Annotated in this window: 14 protein-coding genes and 1 pseudogene; 10 read left to right on the top strand and 5 right to left on the bottom strand. The window is 70.5% G+C overall.

The window, feature by feature from the left end:
* Nucleotides 1-94: 94 nt before the first annotated feature.
* Nucleotides 95-895 carry a GAF and ANTAR domain-containing protein gene (locus AC0HI0_RS17430; RefSeq protein WP_480933424.1) on the top strand — a complete coding sequence of 267 codons (801 nt, stop codon included), beginning with the start codon at nucleotides 95-97 and terminating at the stop codon, nucleotides 893-895.
* Between the two features lie 177 nt (nucleotides 896-1,072).
* Here the strand turns inward: AC0HI0_RS17430 and AC0HI0_RS17435 are convergent.
* Together AC0HI0_RS17435 and AC0HI0_RS17440 are read right to left on the bottom strand one after the other, a co-directional pair.
* Nucleotides 1,073-1,760 (bottom strand): annotated as a pseudogene (locus tag AC0HI0_RS17435) (transposase family protein); the annotation flags it as partial.
* A gap of 115 nt (nucleotides 1,761-1,875) precedes the next feature.
* Nucleotides 1,876-3,018 (bottom strand): LacI family DNA-binding transcriptional regulator, encoded by a 1,143-nt coding sequence (locus tag AC0HI0_RS17440; protein WP_480933425.1) that lies wholly within the window; start codon nucleotides 3,016-3,018, stop codon nucleotides 1,876-1,878.
* Between the two features lie 135 nt (nucleotides 3,019-3,153).
* On the opposite strand from AC0HI0_RS17440, the gene AC0HI0_RS17445 reads away from it, so the two are divergent.
* From AC0HI0_RS17445 to AC0HI0_RS17465, 5 genes are read left to right on the top strand one after another with little or no spacing between them, the layout of a single operon-like run.
* Entirely contained in the window at nucleotides 3,154-4,503 is a 1,350-nt protein-coding gene (locus tag AC0HI0_RS17445; protein ID WP_480933426.1) for an extracellular solute-binding protein, read from the top strand.
* Entirely contained in the window at nucleotides 4,500-5,345 is an 846-nt protein-coding gene (locus tag AC0HI0_RS17450) for a carbohydrate ABC transporter permease (protein ID WP_480933427.1), read from the top strand. The genes AC0HI0_RS17445 and AC0HI0_RS17450 overlap by 4 nt, the downstream gene beginning before the upstream one ends.
* Complete coding sequence (locus tag AC0HI0_RS17455) at nucleotides 5,342-6,160, top strand: carbohydrate ABC transporter permease (protein ID WP_480933428.1); 819 nt, start codon at nucleotides 5,342-5,344, stop codon at nucleotides 6,158-6,160. Before AC0HI0_RS17450 ends, AC0HI0_RS17455 begins: the two co-directional genes overlap by 4 nt.
* A gap of 22 nt (nucleotides 6,161-6,182) precedes the next feature.
* Nucleotides 6,183-9,125, top strand: coding sequence for a discoidin domain-containing protein (locus AC0HI0_RS17460; RefSeq protein ID WP_480933429.1), 2,943 nt, complete (start codon nucleotides 6,183-6,185; stop codon nucleotides 9,123-9,125).
* 10 nt (nucleotides 9,126-9,135) lie between these two features.
* The gene (locus tag AC0HI0_RS17465) at nucleotides 9,136-10,875 is read left to right on the top strand and encodes an AfsR/SARP family transcriptional regulator (protein WP_480933430.1); all 1,740 of its coding nucleotides are present in this window, start codon (nucleotides 9,136-9,138) and stop codon (nucleotides 10,873-10,875) included.
* Nucleotides 10,876-10,930: 55 nt separating this feature from the next.
* Here AC0HI0_RS17465 and AC0HI0_RS17470 read toward each other — a convergent pair whose 3' ends face one another.
* Nucleotides 10,931-12,445, bottom strand: a complete 1,515-nt coding sequence (locus tag AC0HI0_RS17470; RefSeq protein WP_480933431.1) for a DUF8189 domain-containing protein — start codon at nucleotides 12,443-12,445, stop codon at nucleotides 10,931-10,933.
* Between the two features lie 156 nt (nucleotides 12,446-12,601).
* Between AC0HI0_RS17470 and AC0HI0_RS17475 the strand changes: the two genes are divergently transcribed.
* The 4 genes from AC0HI0_RS17475 to AC0HI0_RS17490 all read left to right on the top strand — a co-directional run bounded on the left by AC0HI0_RS17475 (nucleotide 12,602) and on the right by AC0HI0_RS17490 (nucleotide 16,576).
* Nucleotides 12,602-13,891: a glucosaminidase domain-containing protein gene (locus tag AC0HI0_RS17475; protein ID WP_480933432.1), complete on the top strand. Its 1,290-nt coding sequence runs from the start codon at nucleotides 12,602-12,604 to the stop codon at nucleotides 13,889-13,891.
* A gap of 328 nt (nucleotides 13,892-14,219) precedes the next feature.
* The gene (locus AC0HI0_RS17480; RefSeq protein ID WP_480933433.1) at nucleotides 14,220-14,906 is read left to right on the top strand and encodes a nitroreductase; all 687 of its coding nucleotides are present in this window, start codon (nucleotides 14,220-14,222) and stop codon (nucleotides 14,904-14,906) included.
* A gap of 193 nt (nucleotides 14,907-15,099) precedes the next feature.
* Nucleotides 15,100-15,915 (top strand): SDR family NAD(P)-dependent oxidoreductase, encoded by an 816-nt coding sequence (locus AC0HI0_RS17485; protein ID WP_480933434.1) that lies wholly within the window; start codon nucleotides 15,100-15,102, stop codon nucleotides 15,913-15,915.
* 43 nt (nucleotides 15,916-15,958) lie between these two features.
* On the top strand, nucleotides 15,959-16,576 hold the full coding sequence (locus tag AC0HI0_RS17490) for a TetR/AcrR family transcriptional regulator C-terminal domain-containing protein (RefSeq protein WP_480933435.1): 618 nt from the start codon (nucleotides 15,959-15,961) through the stop codon (nucleotides 16,574-16,576).
* 190 nt (nucleotides 16,577-16,766) lie between these two features.
* On the opposite strand, the gene AC0HI0_RS17495 is transcribed toward AC0HI0_RS17490, so the two are convergent.
* Nucleotides 16,767-17,747: a TauD/TfdA family dioxygenase gene (locus AC0HI0_RS17495; RefSeq protein WP_480933436.1), complete on the bottom strand. Its 981-nt coding sequence runs from the start codon at nucleotides 17,745-17,747 to the stop codon at nucleotides 16,767-16,769.
* A gap of 42 nt (nucleotides 17,748-17,789) precedes the next feature.
* The gene (locus AC0HI0_RS17500) at nucleotides 17,790-18,749 is read right to left on the bottom strand and encodes a hypothetical protein (RefSeq protein ID WP_480933437.1); all 960 of its coding nucleotides are present in this window, start codon (nucleotides 18,747-18,749) and stop codon (nucleotides 17,790-17,792) included.
* Nucleotides 18,750-18,798: the final 49 nt, after the last annotated feature.

Here is an 18,798-nt window from a genome sequence, read left to right on the forward strand (position 1 = left end):
GGTGTTCAACACAGCAGCACCCCGACCCACGAGCCCCCGCCGCCGACCCACGGTCGCCGTGCGGGAGTACCGCCTGCCGAGGGATGCACAGCAGATGACACGTCACCAGGATGTCCCCGTCCCGGGGCTGGCCCACGAGTTGGCCGAAATGGCCCGGCTGGTCGAGGACGAGGAGCACCAGACCGTCGCACGCCGGTTCGTCGACCACCTGGTCGGCACCGTGCCCGGCTGTGACCTGGCCTTCCTCGTGATCACCAGCGACGACGGCTTCGAGATCGCCGTCACCACCGGACAACCCCCGCTGTCGGTCACGTCGGAGGAGGGTACGGTCGGCGACGGAGCGGCACCCGACGACCCGATCCGCGAGGTGCTCCGCTACCGCGAGCCCCGTCGCCTGGGCGACACCTCGGAGGACCGCCGCTGGCCGCTGTTCGCCTCCCGCCTGGCACTGCGGGGCTTTCGCAGCTGCCTGGTGCTTCCCCTGCCCACCGAGCGCTCCCCCACCTCGGCGCTGACCCTGTTGTCCCGCGAGCCGCACAGGTTCAACGACCACTCCTACGACGTCATCCTCCTGATCGCACTGCACGCCGGCATCGCGCTCGACAACGCAGACCTGCTCCACAACAGCAGAACGATGGTGCGGCACCTGACCACCGCGCTCGACACGCGTCACACCATCGGCCTGGCCCAGGGTCTGCTCATGCGCCACTTCTCCTGTGACACCGACGGCGGCTTCAGCCTGCTGCGCCAAGCCTCGCAGCACACCAACCGCAAGCTCCGCGACGTCGCGTCCGACTTCGTGGCAGCACACGAACGAGGCGAACTCCACCAAGCCCTGACCCTGCACCGCCTCACCGGCGACGAAGCGCCGGAGCCAGACGGCGTGCCGACCTGACCGCGAGGGCCGCCAAGCGCTCGGCCGTCCCCGGCATCAGGAGGATCGCGGACAGCGCTCAGAGGGCAGGACAGGAGTACTCCGACGACCCGGAGTACTCCTCGATCCGGTTGCGGCGCAACGGAGATCTGCCCGACGGGGCCGGAGTTCCGCGCCCTGCCGACACCTTGGCCGCTGGCTGTACGAGGCCAGGACGTTGGTGGTGCCGGTGTGGGGCCGGGTGGCTGGTGGTCGGTTTCCGGCGGTGGTGTGGGGTCGATGGTGGTTGTAGTGGGTTTTCCGGACGGCCGGGGTGTGGGTGGGTGTGGGCCTTGCGGGCACCGGGTACCGGGCACCGTGGTGTGTTCGGCGTGTTTCGTCTGGTCGCTGTCGTTGCCGTGGATCCGCCGCCCGCCGTTGTCGGGAGTCATCCCGGCGTTCGTGACGTCGGGGTGGGCCATGTGGTCGGGCCGGTGGGTGGTGATCCGTCGCGGTGTGCGGTTGTCGTTCCCGGTCGGGTGGAGGAGACGGCGGCGGTTCAGGCCCGGGTGGGCCGGGTGCGGGCCGACGGTGCGCTCCGAGACGGCCGTGCCTTCGGCGGCGGGTTCCGGGGGTGGTGCGGGGGGCCGACCGCTTGCGGTCCCGGCGCGGCCGCTCGATCCGGGCGGCCACCTCGGCGGGGGTGGTGGTGGGCTGACGGTGCGGGGCACTGGCGCGGTCGGCCGGACGGGCCTCGCCGGAGCGGCGATGGCGGTTGACCCATGTGGAGGCGCACTGCCGTGAGGTGCCGGTCTCGGCCGCGACGTGGGCGAGAGGGGCGGGTCCTACAGCGCCGGACCAGGCGGTGGCGGCCTTCGACGGACAGCGGGGCGTTACGGTGGAGCACGGACGGGTCTTTCTGCTCGGCGGATGTGGTGGTCGCACTTCCATCCTGCCGCCGAAAGACCCATCCCCACGTCTCAGCCCCAACAAACCGTCACCAACGTCATGACCCGCAACAGCTAGCTCGTGCGCGGCCTCTGTCCGGTGAGGATCGTCCCCGGCAACGGGTCGCGCACCACCAGGTCGATGGGCAGGACCACGTGCTGGGGATCGGCTTCGTGGTCGCCGCCGATCCGGTCGGCGAGCATCCGCATCGCCCGCACGCCCATCTTCTGTGACGGCAGCACCGCGGCGACGTTGGAGAACGGCATCAGGTGGTACGGGGCCTGGTCGTCCATGGCGGCGAACGAGATCCGCTCCACCGCAGTCGGGTCGACCATGATCAGGTCGTGCACGGCCGTGGTCAACACGCCCCCGTTGACGCACAGCAATGCCGTGGGCGGGTCGGCGGAGGTCAGCAGCTCGGACATGAGCTTGCGCCGCCGCTCCTCGTCCAGTCCCACGTAGTTGCGCAGCGCGGTCAACTGCGGCGACACGGGCACGTCGTGGTCGCGCAACGCGCGTAGGTGCCCGACCAGGCGGTCGCGCACGCTGGTGCTGCCGGGGTCGGACCAGAGCGTGGCGATCCGGCGGTGTCCGGCCCGCACGAGGTGGTCGGTCACCTGACGGCCGACCTCGTAGTTGTCCGGCACCACGACGTCCGTGGCCAGGTCTTGGCGGTAGCGGTCCACCATCACCACGGGGATTTTCCGACGGCCCAGTTCGGCGTAGACGTCGCCGTTGTCCTGCCCGTCGAACGGGTAGACGACGATGCCCTGGGCTCCTGTGTCGAGCGCCAGTTGAAGGGCACGCCGTTCGTCCGCCGCGCTCTCCACGGAGGTGGTGATGAACAGTCGGAAGCCCAGTTCGTGGCAGACGGAGTCGATCCCGCTGACGATCGCCGTGTGGTGTGGCCCGTTGCCGTCGACGTACCAGCCGTAAGGGCCTATGTAGGCGATCGTGCGGTCGCCCGAGGTGGTCGGGGGGCGGCTGGTCTCCTCGTTGACGAACGTGCCGAGGCCGCGCCGGCGCACCAGCAGGCCCTCGACGACCAGTTCGTTCAGCGCGCGCGCTGCCGTCGTCGTGGACACCCCGAACCGTTCGCACACCTCGCGTTGGGTTACGAACGGCTCGCCGTGGACGAACTCCCCCTTCGCGATGGCCTCGATCAGCTCGCGTTTGACGTGCCGGTACAGCGGGACACCGTCGTCGGCCGTGTTCATGACACCCCAACCAACCCTGTGGAGACGTTTGACGTGTCAAAGCGTAGCGCGTTTGGCGGCACACTGAATCGTCCTTGACGCTTTAAGGCGTAAAACGCTACTTTGGGGCCCGCTTTGACGTGGTAAGGGGGAGCCATGCGCAGTGGGGTACTGGCCTGTGTCGTCCTCGGGCTGTTAGGGGCGGTGGGATACCTGGCATACGGCCGGGACCCTGGTGGGGGCGATGGCGTCATACGCGTCGCCTACTGGCGGCAGATCGGGCAGAACCAGGAGTTCGACCGCCATCTGGAGCAGATGGCGAAGGAGTTTTCCGCGCAAAACCCGGGCGTGCGGGTCGCACTGTTGCCGATCCAGGCCGCCGAGGGCGACTACCACACCAAGCTGGCGCTGATGCAGGACTCGCCGTCCGGAGCACCCGACCTGGTCTACGAGGACTCGTTCCGGATCGAGGCCGACGTGGCCGCCAAGCGCCTCGCGCCGCTCACCGACCGGCTGGCGGCGTGGCCGGAGTGGCGGCAGTTCACCGAGTCCGTGAAGCCCGCGGTGACCGCGCGGGACGGGCAGGTCTACGCCGTGCCGGTCGGGACGGACACCCGGGCCCTGTGGTACGACCGCGAAGTCTTCGCGCGGGCCGGACTGCCGGCCGAGTGGCAGCCTCGCACCTGGGAGGACGTGCTCGCGGCGGCGCGTGCCGTGCGCGACCGGGTACCCGACACGGTGCCGCTGTACCTGGCCAACGGCAAGGCCAACGGCGAGGCGACCGCCATGCAGAGCTTCCAGATGCTGCTCGCCGGCACCGGGGACCGGCTCTACGACGCGGACCGGCAGCGCTGGGTGGCCGGGGCGGACGGGTTCCGCGACGCGCTCGGGTTCGTGGACACCGTGTACCGGGAGGGGCTGGGCGCGAAGCTGTCCGACGCGTTGAGCCCCACCTCGGAGAGCGTGCTCGCGACCGAGTGGTTCCCCGCGCACCGGATCGGCATCGCGCTGAACGGGTCGTGGCTGAAGGCCGTGTGGCAGCCCGGCAGCGCGAACGCCTGGCCGGGCTGGGAGCGTTCGGTGGGCATCGCGCCGATGCCCACCCGGGCGGGCCAACAGCCAGGCGCGGTCACCCTCTCCGGCGGGTGGACGTGGGCGATCCCGACGTCCGCGCCGGCACCGGACCTGGCGTGGAGGTTCCTCGCGTTCACCCAGACCACGAGGAACGCCACCTCGCTCACGCTCGCGCAGTCCACGTTGGCGGTGCGCGGGGACGTGGCGGCAGATCCGGCCTACCTCGCGGCCGGGCCGGTGCACGCGGCGTTCACCGACCTGACCCGGTACTCGACGTTCCGCCCCGCGCTGCCGGCCTACCCGCGGGTGTCCGTGCTGGTGCAGGAGGCGATGGAAGCCGTCACCACCGGGCTGCGCTCGCCGGGCGAGGCCGCCGCCGACTACGACGCCGCCCTGCCCGGTGTCGTCGACGGCGAGGTTGTCGCCAGATGAAGCAGGCCTCGCGCCGGGGTCTGCTCCCGGCGGGGCTGCTGTCGGCCCTGCTGCTCGGCGGACCGCTCGCGTACTGCTGCTACGCCGCGTTCACCGACATGGTGCTGACCGGGCGTGCGGGCACCTCGTTCACCGGGTTCGACAACTTCGCGGAAGCGTTGGCCGACCGGGATTTCCGGGATGCGGTCGCGGTCACGGCGGGGTTCGTCGGGGTGTCGGTCGCCGGCCAGAACGCGCTGGGGCTCGCGTTCGCGGCCACGTGCCGGCGCGCGAGCCGGGTGACGCGTCGGGTGGTGACGGGCGCGGTGTTCACCGCGTGGCTGGTGCCCGAGGTGGTCGCGGGTTACGTGATGCTCGCGTTCCTTCGCGAAGAGGGCACGTTGAGCGGCCTGCTGGGGCTGGCGGGTGTGCCGGCGCGGGACTGGTTGTTCAGCGCTCCCCTGCTCGCCGTGTCGCTGGCGAACGTGTGGCGGGGCACGGCGTTCTCGATGTTGGTGTACTCCGGGGCGCTCGCGGCGGTCGATCAGGACGTGCTGGAGGCGGCGACCGTGGACGGCGCGGGCTTCGTGCGCCGGTTCCGGCACATCACGCTGCCGTTGATCCGCCGTGCGGTGGCGACGAACCTGGCGTTGACGACGTCGTTGACGGTGGCGTCGTTCGGTCTGGTGTACGTGATGACGCGCGGCGGGCCCGGCAATCGGACCCGGACGTTGCCGATCTACCTGTACGAGCAGGCGTTCCAGCTGAGCCGGATCGGTTACGCCGCAGCCGTCGCGCTCGTGATGCTGTTGCTGGGCGGACTGCTGTCGGCGGTGCACCTGCGCGCTGGTCGTGCGGTGTGAGAACCCGCTGCGGGCAGGTCCGGGGTCTCGCCCTGTCGTCGGTGGCGCTGTTGTTCACGCTGCCGCTGGTGTGGCTGCTGACCGCCGCTTTCGACGCTCGCGCCGGGCTGCGGGTGGAGCTGCCGCGCGAACCGACGCTGGACAACTTCGCCGCCGTGCTCACCTCAAGGACGACGTTGCGACCACTGTTCAACAGCGTGGTGTTGTGCGGTTTCGGCACGGCGTTGACGTTGTTGTGCGCATCGATGGCGGCCTACCCGTTGTCACGTCGTCGATTCCGGATGCGACGGCCGTTCCTGCTGGCACTGTTGTTCGCGGCGGGGTTGCCGGTGACTGCGTTGCTGGTGCCGGTCTACGGCCTGTTCGCGCGGCTGCGGCTGACCGACACCATGAGTGGCACGGTGCTGTTCCTCGCAGCCACGTCGTTGCCGTCTGCGGTGTGGCTGGTGACCACCTACATCGACGCCGTGCCCCGGACGTTGGACGAGGCCGCGGCGGTGGACGGCGCGACGCCCTCGCAGGTGCTGTGGCAGGTGGTGCTTCCCGCCGCCAGGCCGGGGATCAGCGTGGTCGCGCTGCTCACCTTCACTTCGATGTGGGGCAACTTCTTCGTGCCTTTCACGCTGCTCCAGTCTCCGGCGAAACAACCGTTGCCGGTCAGCGTGTTCGAGTTCTTCTACCAGAACGGCCAAGCCGGTTACGGCCGGCTGGCCGCGTTCTCGCTGCTGTACACCGTGCCGGTGTTCGTGCTGCACCTCGCGCTGGGTCGCAGGGTCGAGGGTGCGCACGCGGTGGTCGGCGCGGTCAAGGGATGACAGACCGACCAGGGGGTTCGGAATGAGAGTGTTGTTCACCGTCGCGGCGTTGGTCGTCGCGACACTCGTAGTACCCGCACCCGCCGGCGCTTCCACGCCGGGCGCGGTGACCGCGTCGTCGTCCGCTCCCGGCAGCACGCCGGAGAAGGCGTTCGACGGCGACCTGAACACCGGGTGGCGAGCCGCGTCCGCAACTGGCGTGCAGTGGCTCCAGATGGACTTCGGCACGCCGCGCGCGGTGGCCGCCGTGCGGCAGACGTTCCCTGAGCGGGCGGTCTGGCGGTACCGCGTCGAAGGATCGGTGGACGGCGTGCGTTGGGCGACGCTGGTCGACCGCGCCGCAGGACAGGCCGGGAACACGTTCGCCGACGACGTGACCGGGACCTACCGGTACGTCCGCCTGTACACGACCACAAGCCTGGAGTTCGTGGTCGCGGGCGGTGAGACGAACATCGCGTTGGGCAAGGCGGTGACCGCGTCGTCCTCCTCGACCGATCACGGCCCGGAACGCGCCGTCGACGGCGACACCGGCACCAACTGGATCGCGGGGTCTTGGCAAACGCCGCAGTGGCTGCTGGTCGACCTCGGTGGCCCGAGTCTGGTCACCGCTGTGGAACAGGACTTCACCGACGTACAGACCTGGGGCTTCCGCATCGAAGGCCAGGACGCGGACGGCAGTTGGCACGCTCTGTCGACAGTCTCGGCTTCCGGCAGCCACTTCCGCACGGAGGTCGGCCGGACGTTGCGGCAGGTGCGGCTGACCGTGACGTCCGTGGTCGATTTCTGGGCGGCCAGCGCCGAGTTCAAGGTGATCGGATTCGAGAACGTCGCGCGTGGCAAGGCAGTCGAAGCCGACAGCGCGTCGCCCGCTCATCCGGCTTCGCTGGCCGTCGACGGAGATCCGCAGACGGCGTGGATCGCGGAGAACGCGGCCATGCCCCACACGGTGACCGTGGACCTGGGCGTCCCGACCGCACTGCGACGCATCGAACAGACCTTCGTGGACGAAGATGCATGGCGCTTCGTGGCCGAAGGGCTGGCCGATGACGGCAGCTGGACGGTGCTCACGCCGCCACCGGCCGGTCGCGGCCGGGTGTTCGGGTCCGATGTGAGCGGCGTGTACCGGTATGTTCGGCTGACCGTGCACGGCGGCTCGCACTGGGCGTGCAGCCAGGAGTTCGCCGTGTTCGGCACGCCGGTCGTGCGCGATCTCGCCCTGGGCACGCGTACCACGTCGTCCAGCCACGCTCCCGGTCACGAACCGGGCCGAGCGGTCGACGGCGACCCCGCCACGGCCTGGATCGCCTCCGGCAACGCGATGCCGCAGGAGCTGACCGTGGACCTGGGGCAGGACAGCCAGATCACCGGGGTTCGGCAGACCTTCGTCGACGACGCGAAGTGGCGGTTCCGGGTCGAGGGCTCGCGGGAGGGCGGGCCCTGGGAGACGCTGCTCGACGGTGCGGCAGGGCTGACCGGGCGGGTCTTCACCGGCACCGGCTCCGGGCAGTACCGCTACGTGCGGCTCACCGTGTCGGGCAGCACGGACGGGCGTTGGGCGTGCTCGAAGTCGTTGGAGGTGTTCGGCATCGGATCACCCCACCGAGCGCAGTGGTGGCAGCGGTCCTCCGGTGTGATGCGGTACTACCCGAAGTACTACGGGAACCGGCTCACCGACATCAAGAGCGAACTCGACTCGTTGCGGGCCAGTGGATACAGTGCGATCGAACTGATGGCCCCGTATGCCGGACCGGCCTCGCTCTACGCGGGCCTGGGCCCGACCGACAACTACTCGATCGACCCGTCGATCGGCACCATGGAGGACTTCCGCGATCTCGTGCGGACCGCGCACGGCAAAGGTCTGAAGGTGGTCTTCTTCGGCAACCTCGGCTACGCGCACGCCGAAGCCCCGTTCTTCCGCAAGGCCGAACGCGACTACCACGACGGCGTGGACAGCGTCGAGCGGCGCTGGTTCGACTTCCAACCCTCCGACGGGACGGCCAAGCCGCGATGGCACCACAGCGACATCGCGCAGGCCGACTACTACGGCTTCTGGGGCGGGTCGGCGCCGTCGTACAACTGGAACAGCCCCGAGTGGCGCGCGGAGGCCAGGAACATCCTCAAGTTCTGGGCTGAACTGGGTGTGGACGGCATCGCACTCGACGATCCGCGCAACTACCACTACATCGACAGCGCGCGCAGCAACGAGGTCATCGCCGCCACCCTCGGCAACTACGGGATCATGACCAACCCGGAGGGCGTGAAGGGGCGCGAAGAGTACGCGGGCTGGGTGCGCGATCTCGGCTACAACGTCATGCACGACATCAGCGTCTCCCCGTGGGGAACCGGTGCCGTCAAAGGTCTGCTGACGGACGCCATTCGCGGGCAATCGCCGAACAACGTCGACTACGAACTCAAGTTCTCCCGGGACGCGGTCAACGCCGTCGGCGGCGTCACCCTCACCGCGCCGCAGTGGGAAAGCGACGGTGCCGGACCGTGGCCGGACGCGAGTCCATCGGAACGCCTGCTGGAGATCGCGAACATCACCACCCTGGGCACGTTGTTCTACCTGCACAACGGAATGCACACGGTCCTGCCGCACGTGCAGAAGATCCCGAACTGGCCCACCGCCGACCAGCGGCGACTGAGCGACCTCGTCGTCGCCCAGAGCGCCCACCGGGCGTTGGCCCCGTCCGGCCTGCGGGTCCGCTTGCACACCAACGACGACCAGAAGTTCTACGCCTACGTGCGGACCAGCCGCGACGGTTCGAACAAAGCCCTCGTGGTGCTGAACTTCCAGGCGACCGCACAACAGGTCACGATCGACCTGACCGGGTCCGGCATCCCCGCGCAGACACCGGTCGACCTGCTCGGCGACGGTCCGGCCGACCCGATCACCGGCGCGTCGCACACGCTCGACCTGCCCGCGCGGGGATACGCGGTGTTCGCCCTGTCGGGCACGAACTGAAGGAGGCACAGTGCGGTTCCTGGCTCTGGGACCGGTGGAGGCCGTCGTCGGGACGCGTCCGGCGAAACTCGGCGGCCCGAAGCCGAAGGCGCTGATCGCCGCGTTGCTCGCCGAGCCGCGCCGGGTCGTACCGGTGGAGCGCCTGGTGAGCCTGGTGTGGGACGGCGAGCCGCCGGAGTCCGCCATGGCGATGGTGCACAGCTACGTGTCGGTGTTGCGGCGCGCGGTCGGACCCGACGTGCTCCTGACGCGCGCTCCGGGCTATCTGCTCGACGTCGGGCCGCAGGACAACGACGTCGAGGTCTTCCGCGACCTCGTCGGCCGGGCACGGGCGGCCCGTGACGACGCCGACCACGCGTTGGCGGCCAGGTACTACGACCAGGGGCTGGCGCTCTGGCGCGGTCCCGCTTTCGACGGCGTGGCCGCGCCGTTCGCGGAACACCTGCGTAGTGGCCTGGAGGAGTTGCGGCTGGCCGCGGAAGCAGGTCGAGCGCACGCCGAACTCGCACTGGGCAGGCAAGAGGAGTTGGTGCCACGGCTGTTCGCGCTGGTGGCGGCGCACCCGATGCGGGAGTCGTTGATCACGCTGCTGATGGACGCGCTGCACCGGTCCGGGCGGCAGGCCGACGCGCTCGCCGTCTACACCGCGGCACGCCGCAGGCTGATCGACGAACTCGGGGTCGAGCCGGGGCCGGAGCTGCGGGCGCACCACGCGCTCGTGCTGGGCGGCGTGCGCCCCGTGCAGGGGACGGCCGGCGGTCCGAACCAGCTCCCGCCCGCCATCCCGGATCTCCTGGGCAGGCAGCGGGAGTTGGCCGAGATCCTGCACGTGCTGCGGGCCCGGCGTGGTGCGATGGCGTCGACGGTGGTGTTGACGGGTGTCGGTGGCGTGGGCAAGACGACGTTGGCCGTGCACGCCGCCCACGTACTCCGCGCGGAGTTCCCGGACGGGCAGCTGTTCGCCGATCTGCGCGGTGCCACCGTCGGACAGGTGATGGGCCGGTTCCTGTTGGCGCTCGGCGTGGCGCGCGCCGACCTGCCCGCCGACCCGGACGAACGCGTGGAGCTGTACCGGATGCGGGCGGCGGGCCGTCGCCTCGTCGTCGTCCTCGACGACGCACGTGACGACCAGGAGCTGCGGAAGTTGTTCCCCGGCACCGGGAGCTGCGCGGTCCTGGTCACCAGCAGGCAGCGGCTCAGCGGGGTGGAGGGGGTCGAGCCGGTCGAGCTGACGCCGTTCGACGACCGGCTCTCCGCCCGGATGCTGGCCAGGATCGTCGGCACGGCCAGGGTTTCCGCCGAACCCGCCGCCACGGCGGCCGTGCTGCGGGCGTGTGAAGGACTGCCGCTGGTGCTCCGGGTGGCCGGCGCGAAGCTCCTCGCCCGACCGCACTGGTCCGTGCGGCTGCTGGCGGACCGGCTCGCCGATCCCGACCGCGTGCTGGGCGAGCTGGCCGCCGGCGGGCTGGAGGTGCGGGCCGGGATCCGGCGTGCGTACGAGGATCTCGACGCCTTGGAACAGCGAGTGTTCCGGCGGGTCGCGGAGTGCGGCCTGGCCGACCCGGTGCCGTGGGTCGCCGAGCGGTTGCGGCTGCCGGTGCCGGTGGTCGAGGAAGCGGTGGAGGGTCTGGTCGACCACCGGCTGCTGGACGTGTCCGGTGTGGACGGATCAGGAACGGTGCACTACCGGATGAGCGGCCTGGTGCGGGCGTTCGGCGCCGCCCTGGCCGACGAGCCGCTTTCGGTGTGACGTGGAGCGGGGCGGGTGGCCATCGTCGGCCACCCGCCCCGTTTTGTTTGTGGTGTCAGGTTTTGAGGCCGTTGCCCCAGGTGTCGTGGTGGGCGGTGTGGTTGTCGTCGAGCCACCAGTGGGCGAGGTTGGTGGCGGTGTCGCGGGCGAACACGGTGGGCCGCCCGGTGTAGAGGATCGCGGTGGGGTCGCCGGCGAGCCCGCCGGCCCAGGAGTCGCGTCCGGTGGGCGCGCCCGGCCGGTACCACCAGTGCGAGAGGTTCCCGTCGACGTCACGGGCGTAGACGGTGAGTTCGTCGCCGTTGAACACCAGCGCGGAGGGGTCCCCGGCGACCCCGCCGCCCCACGAGTCCCGCCGCGCGGTGCCGCCGTCGTCGAGCCACCAGTGGTGCAGGGAACCGTCGACCGAACGCGCGAACACGGTCAACCGGCCCAGGTGCAGCAGCGCGGCCGGGTCCCCGGCCACCCCGGACCCCCACGAGTCGCGTCCGGTGGGCGCGCCCGGCCGGTACCACCAGTGCGAGAGGTTCCCGTCGACGTCACGGGCGAACACCGTGAGTTCCTCGCCGTCCCCGTACACGGTCACCGACGGGTCCCCGGCGACCCCGCCGCCCCACGAGTCCCGCCGCGCCACGCCGCCGTCGTCGAGCCACCAGTGCGACAGACTCCCGTCCGTGCCCCGGGCGAACACCGTCAACCGGCCCTTGTACACGGCCACCGCAGGATCCCCCGCGACCCCGCCGCCCCACGAATCCCGCCGCGCGGTGCCGCCGTCGTCGAGCCACCAGTGGTGCAGGGAACCGTCGACCGAACGCGCGAACACCGTCAACCGGCCCTCGTACACGATCGCCACCGGCCGCCCCGCCACACCCCCGCCCCACGAATCCCGATGCGTCGGCTCACCCGGCACATACCACCAGTGCTGCAACGAATCGTCCGTACCCTGACCGAAGAACGTCAACTGCCCCCGAAAATCCACCGCAGACGCACCAACGTTGACGCCCTGCTGCGGCTGGGGATCTTCCTGGATCAGGTTGTAGCGGTAGGGCAGGAACCTCGTGTCGTTGCCGAAGTACGGGTACGGCACCTGGCGGTGCACCGTCTGCGGCGGGGTCTGTTCGTAGGCCCAGTAGGCGGTGTGGGAGTCGTCGACCCATCGCTCGAAGATCGCGACGTGGCCGTTGTCACCGCCTGTTCCCGGACCTCCGTTCATCATCACGTCGCCGGCACGCAGCTCCTCCTTGCCGATGCGGTGCGACACGTCCGGCAGGGTTACCGTCGACAGCGAGGTGTCGAGGTTCCAGGCCATCGACACGTAGCCGGAGCAGTCGGCGCGCCAGCCGTTGTGCCAGTTGTTCTGGCTGTACGGGATGGGCGGGTTGAACCACCCCTGGGCTCTCGCGATCACCTCGCTGCGGGTGATCGGTGCCGCGTTCACGACGACGTCGGCGACCGCGGTGGCGTTCAGTTCCGGGCCTTGGCCCCCGTACACCGGTGCCGCGTGCGCCGTCGGGCTCAACAGGGCCAGCGTGGTTGCCGCTCCTATCGCGGCTACCAAGAGTTTCCTCATGGTCGTGCTCCCCTTCCGGGTTGGACTGGGCACAACGATGGGGGGCGCACCTTCGAAACTCCTTCGAGCCGGCGCGAAGGAGTTTCACAGGACGAGTTCCTAGCTTCCGACGTGGAACCACAGTGACACGGAGGAATCATGCGTATGAGATGGCTCATGGTCTTGCTGGCGACAGCGGCCGTCCTGGGCCCCACGACCGGCGCGGCCGCCACGGGTGACGTGGTGAACCAGGACCGAGTGCGCGACTCTGCCTGGCAGAGTGCGGGAATCGGCACGCTCGGCTTCCAAGAGGACTTCATCGCCGCAGTCGCCCCTGCGGCACAGGACGTGCAGCGGAACTACCGGGTGCCCGCCTCGGTCGGCATCGCCCAGGGGCTGCACGAGTCGAACTGGGGCCGCAGCACCTTGGCGGTCAACGACAAGAACTACTTCGGCATCAAGTGCGTCGGGACGGATCCCGGACCGATCGCCATCGGTTGCAACGACTACCCGACGCAGGAGTGCGACGCGAGCGGTTGCCACACGGTCACCGCGTGGTTCCGGGTGTATGCGTCTGTCGGCGACTCGTTCGCCGACTACGGCCGCCTGCTGTCGACGGCGAGCCGGTACGCGCCCGCGTTCCAGTACGTCAACGACCCGGACCAGTTCATCCGCGAAGTGCACCGGGCCGGGTACGCCACCGACCCGACCTACTCCGACAAGATCATCCGCTACATGCGGGACTACGACCTCTACCGTTTCAACGATCTCGGACCGGGCACGCCCGCCACGCCGAACGTTGGTGCGTCTGCGGTGGATTTTCGGGGGCAGTTGACGTTCTTCGGTCAGGGTACGGACGATTCGTTGCAGCACTGGTGGTATGTGCCGGGTGAGCCGACGCATCGGGATTCGTGGGGCGGGGGTGTGGCGGGGCGGCCGGTGGCGATCGTGTACGAGGGCCGGTTGACGGTGTTCGCGCGTTCGGTCGACGGTTCCCTGCACCACTGGTGGCTCGACGACGGCGGCACCGCGCGGCGGGATTCGTGGGGCGGCGGGGTCGCGGGGGATCCTGCGGTGGCCGTGTACAAGGGCCGGTTGACGGTGTTCGCCCGGGGCACGGACGGGAGTCTGTCGCACTGGTGGCTCGACGACGGCGGCACCGCGCGGCGGGACTCGTGGGGCGGCGGGGTCGCCGGGGACCCCTCCGCGCTGGTGTTCAACGGCGACGAACTCACCGTCTACGCCCGTGACGTCGACGGGAACCTCTCGCACTGGTGGTACCGGCCGGGCGCGCCCACCGGACGCGACTCCTGGGCCGGCGGGCTCGCCGGCGACCCCACCGCGATCCTCTACACCGGGCGGCCCACCGTGTTCGCCCGCGACACCGCCACCAACCTCGCCCACTGGTGGCTCGACGACAACCACACCGCCCACCACGACACCTGGGGCAACGGCCTCAAAACCTGACACCACAAACAAAACGGCCGAGCCCGCTTCACCGAGGACGGTGGAGTGGGCTCGGCCGCGTCGTGCACGGTCGGAAATCCCGAACGCCGCCCGAAACCGGTGGCCGAGGTGGAGCACCCGCCGGCATGATCGAAACCGCGATGATGGCGGGACATCCGGCCGCGCACGGCATCTGGTCCGTGTCCGGGGCGAGACGCTGATCCCGATCCTGGCGCATGAGGCGGCGGACGGGCAGCGGACGTCCGTCAGATGACGGTCGGCTACGGATGGCGGCGGCAGGTATCGCGGGTGGCCCGCAAACCCACATCTACCAGGGAGATGCGTTCACGTGGATGTCTACGAGGCGGTCACGAGCCGGCGTGCGGTCCGCAGGTTCACCGACCGGGAAGTCCCGAGGGAGGCGCTGGAGCGCGTGCTGACCGCCGCGGCGTGGTCGCCGTCCGGCTCGAACCTCCAGCCGTGGCGTTCCTACGTGCTGACCGGCGAACCGCTGGCCGAACTCAAAAAACGCGCGGGCGAACGCGCGACGGCCGGCGACCCGTGGGACGAGCCGCAGTACCGGATGTACCCGGAGGACCTGAAGTCCCCCTACCACGAGCGCCGGTCCGACTTCGGCGACAAGCGCTACGGCGCGCTGGGGATCTCCCGCGACGACTGGGAGGCGCGCCAAAAAGCCGTCACCGAGAACTGGCAGTGCTTCGGCGCGCCCGCAGCCCTGTTCTGCTACATCGACCGCGGCATGGGCCGGCCCCAGTGGTCGGACGTCGGCATGTACCTCCAGACCATCATGCTGCTGCTGCGCGCCGAAGGGCTGCACAGCTGCGCGCAGATGGCGTGGTCGGTCTACCACACGACCGTCGCGGAGATCCTGTCCCCGCCCGACGGCGTCATCCTCTACTGCGGCATGTCGATCGGCTACGAGGACCCCGGCGTCGAGAGCACTCGTGTGGGCAGGGCACCGCTGGACGAGACCGTCACGTTCGTCCACGCCCTCAACGGCCGGTCTGGCCGATAAGGCAAGGCATCCGCATTGACACTTGTGCAGTGACCAAGTTTACTGACCCGGACACTTGGTCACTGCACAAGAGTGCGAGGTGGTCGTGCCGGACGCGAAAGCGCCGACTCCGGCCCGGGTCTGGTCGACGCCGCCCCGCACGCCCGCACCTGCCAGATCCCGAGGAAGACCCCGAGAACCGAGGAGACCGGCCATGCCCGGAAAGACCTGGCTCATCACCGGCGCGTCCAGGGGATTCGGTCGCCTCTGGACGGAGGCGGCCCTCGAACGCGGCGACCGCGTCGCCGCGCTCAGCCGATCCGCCACCGCGTTCGACGAGCTGGTCGCCGAATACGGGGACGCCGTCCTCCCCCTCCGGGCCGACGTCACCGACCGGGCCACCGTCGTCGCCGCCGTCGAGCAGGCGGTCGCCCGCTTCGAGCGGCTCGACGTCGTGGTGAACAACGCGGGCTACGGCCTGTTCGGCATGGTGGAGGAGGTGACCGAACAACAGGCCCGCGACCAGATCGAGGTCAACCTGTTCGGCCCGCTGTGGATCACCCAGGCCGTCCTGCCGCACCTGCGCGCCCGAGGCGGCGGCCACATCGTCCAGGTGTCGTCCATCGCCGGGGTGCTCTCCCTGCCCGGTCTCGGGCTCTACCACGCCTCCAAGTTCGGGCTGGAGGGCTTCACCGCGAGCCTGGCCGCCGAGGTGGCGGGCTTCGGGATCAAGGTCACGCTGGTCGAGCCCGCCGGCTACGCCACCGATTGGGCCGGTCCGTCCGCCGTCCACGCCGAACGATCCCCGACCTACGACGCCTGCCGCGCCTCGATGTCCCGCCCGGCGGCCAAGCGCGGCGACCCCGCCGCCACCCGGGCCGCGATCCTGCGGGTCGTGGACGCCGAGGAGCCGCCCCTGCGGGTCTTCTTCGGGGAGGGCCCGCTCGCGGTGATCCGGAAGGAGTACGCCGGCCGCATCACCGAGTGGGAAGCCTGGGACGAGGTGTCCCGGGCGGCGTACGGCGCTTGATCCGTACGATGACCATGAACGCGGGAGCAGTAGGGGGCATCCGATGCGCTGGACCCAGGACGACGTCATCGCCGCCGCGTTCACCACCCTGGAGGAGGAGGGCCTGGAGCGGCTCTCCCTCCGTGGCGTCGCGCGCACCCTGGGTGCCCACCTCAACTCCGTGAGCTGGCAGGTCAAGACCAAGCAGGCCCTGATCGAGACGATGGCCGACACCATCATCGGCTCGGTCCGCACCGCCGACCTGCCCGCCGACCCGGTGGAGCGCGTCCGCACCGTCGCCGCCCGGTACCGGACGGCGATGCTGGCCCACCGCGACGGCGGCCGTCTGGTCGCCGGCACGTTCAACGGCACCGGGAAGACCCTCCGCGTGGCCGACGTCGTCGTCGGCGCACTCCTGGAAGCCGGCCACCCGAAGGCCGACGCCGCGCGGCTGTGCTGGTCGATCGTCTACCTCACGCTCGGACTGACCCAGGAGCAGCAGACCCCCACGGGACGCCCGCAGGGCGAGGTCACCGAGCCCCTCGACGCCGACGCGTACCCGGCGCTGGCGGCGGTCGGGATGGACGTCATGGTGGACGACTCCTACGACGCCCGCTTCGACTACGGGATCGCACGGCTGCTGGGAACCGCGCCGGCCCGCCGTCGACCTGGCGGACGGTGACCGGTTCGGGCGAGGCAGAGGCACAGGGCCGGCGTCCTGGATCGGAGTCGTGTCCTGACCGAATCGGGACCGACTCGGGCCGGCCACGTATCGCCCGGGTGGCGATTCCCGAGCGCGATTCGTCGTCATCGCGTCCGCAACCCCGTTGTGCGCCGGCGGAATCCGGGCGTGCGACGGAGGAGGGCTGTGGTCACCGGACGAGAACGTAGCCGTCGTCGGGGCGGTGGTCGCGGGAGCGGCGGAGGTCGGTGACGGCGAAGGTGCGCTGCACCCAGCGGTCGGCTCCGTCGTAGCGGGGGCGGAAGGGGGTCCGGCCGTGCACGGTGACCCGGTTGTCGACGATCGCCATGTCACCGGGTGCCAGTCGCGTGGTGCGGGCCGCGGTGTCGAAGGCGCGGGCGAGTTCGGCCAACGCGGCCTCGGCGCGCGGGGTGACCGGCGCGGAGGCGATCTGGGCCATCCTGATGTCGGGGTCGTCGGCCGCTCCGAACAGCACCGGTTGTGGTGTGCGGGCGGTGTCGTCGGCTCCGAAGGAGGGTGGTGGTCGGAGGATGAACTCGGGTGCGGACAGCACCTCACGGGTGGCGTCGGGCAGCAGCGGCAGCACTTCGCGCAGGCAGGCGGTGCGCAGGCCCGCAGTGCGGTCGTGGTCGGCGCGCAGGCACAGCAGCAGCACGTGATCGGGTTCGTGGGGGTGGAAGGCGTTCTCGTTGTGGAAGGTCAGCAGCGCCGACCCGGCGTTGCCGGAGAAGTTCTCCCTGCCCGGCACGGGAACGACGTCCTGCACGAGCGCCCCGGACTTCTCGGCCAGGTACGCGACCGGGTCACCGAGCCCGCAGGCCAACATCGCGAGCACCGCCGCCGCGACGGTGGGTTCGCGCTGCACCGAGTCCGGTGTGGACGGTGTGGCGGGCAGCGCCGCGTCGTCGATCGGGAGCCCGTGGAGCACCAACACCCCCTGGGTGCCCGAGTGACGCCGGAACCGGCGCACCGCGCGACGCAGGGGCAGCGGGGCCTCGTCCCAGGCGTCCCGGGTGCGAGCCACCCACTCCGGCGCGCCCACCTGGTACCGGCCGTCGGAGCACAGGTCACGCGCCAAGCGTTCCACCTGAGCGGTGTCGGGTGGCGCAAGCTCCAGCTCGCTGGTCACGGTGGCGGCGGGCTCGGGCATCGGCGTCGGCTCCCTGGATTCGGCGCGGTCGGCTGGTTCGGATCAGTGCCGCAGGCCGGCCACGGCGTCGGCGACGTAGTGATCACCGAAACGGAGCAGTGGCGCGTACTGGGCCGCTCGCCGGTGACGCATCAGCCGCAGCTCCCCCACCGCGTTGTCCGGGCCGTCGGGCAACTGGGCGATCGAGCGTTGCAGGTGCACCATCGAATAGGCGAGTGTGACGTGCCGTTCGCCGTCGATCAGATCGGCTTCGAGCAACGCGTCACGGGCTGCGGCGAGTTGCGGATCGCGGGCGGCCAACTGCTCGTAGGGATCGGGCAACACGACGAGCAGATCCTTCATCGCGGCACGAAACGTCTTGTAGCCACGGTGTTGCCGTCCGCTCAACGGACGCGCCACCTCCGGCGGTTGCATGGAGGGGCGCACCGCAGCGGTGTAGTACTCGACCGGGATAGTGCTCGCGTGCGTCATGGCCGCAGGGAAGCCGCGCACGAACGTCGTCGCGTCCCCGAGCCTCCGCAGAGCGGCTTGGACCGCGCCGTGGCGCAGATGGTGCACGGCGTCGGTCACCGCGACCGCCGCGCAGATGTTGAACAGCACGTGCACCTGGTGGCCGATGATCCACCGCGCCGTCCACCGCTCTTCCAGTGACGTCCCGTCGACTGCCGGCGTGTCGACCACCGGCACGTCGAGTCGGGTATCCGAGGCGGTGGCGCCTGTGAGGTCGAGCACGGCCTGCGCCATCCCTGCGACCTCGACGGCCAGGTCGGCACCCGACAGCGGCGCATCGCACAGGTCCACCAGGCCACGCCGCACTATCGAGGCCCCGTGCAGGGCGGCCTGGTCGTCGGACAGGTCCACCTCGCGCACGCGGAAGAACGACTCGCTGATCGACCCGGCCGGCAGGTCCTCGCCGACGACCGCCGCGCCCTGGGCGGACAGCGCCGCCACCAACCCGTCCGCGACCGCCGCCGCCCGCCGCAGGGCGGCGGTGCGCTCCACCGGACCGGCGTGCGTCGGCACCGCGATCAACGCGGCGGTGACCCGCTGC

The sequence above is a fragment of the Saccharothrix sp. NBAS 001 genome (assembly GCF_056640475.1).

Coding starts and splice junctions, on each gene's coding strand:
- AC0HI0_RS17490 (WP_480933435.1), top strand. CDS start 15,959: ATGCGCTGGACCCAGGACGACGTCATCGCCGCCGCGTTCACCACCCTG.
- AC0HI0_RS17440 (WP_480933425.1), bottom strand. CDS start 3,018: ATGAACACGGCCGACGACGGTGTCCCGCTGTACCGGCACGTCAAACGC.
- AC0HI0_RS17460 (WP_480933429.1), top strand. CDS start 6,183: ATGAGAGTGTTGTTCACCGTCGCGGCGTTGGTCGTCGCGACACTCGTA.
- AC0HI0_RS17470 (WP_480933431.1), bottom strand. CDS start 12,445: ATGAGGAAACTCTTGGTAGCCGCGATAGGAGCGGCAACCACGCTGGCC.
- AC0HI0_RS17450 (WP_480933427.1), top strand. CDS start 4,500: ATGAAGCAGGCCTCGCGCCGGGGTCTGCTCCCGGCGGGGCTGCTGTCG.
- AC0HI0_RS17430 (WP_480933424.1), top strand. CDS start 95: ATGACACGTCACCAGGATGTCCCCGTCCCGGGGCTGGCCCACGAGTTG.
- AC0HI0_RS17475 (WP_480933432.1), top strand. CDS start 12,602: ATGGTCTTGCTGGCGACAGCGGCCGTCCTGGGCCCCACGACCGGCGCG.
- AC0HI0_RS17445 (WP_480933426.1), top strand. CDS start 3,154: ATGCGCAGTGGGGTACTGGCCTGTGTCGTCCTCGGGCTGTTAGGGGCG.
- AC0HI0_RS17495 (WP_480933436.1), bottom strand. CDS start 17,747: ATGCCCGAGCCCGCCGCCACCGTGACCAGCGAGCTGGAGCTTGCGCCA.
- AC0HI0_RS17485 (WP_480933434.1), top strand. CDS start 15,100: ATGCCCGGAAAGACCTGGCTCATCACCGGCGCGTCCAGGGGATTCGGT.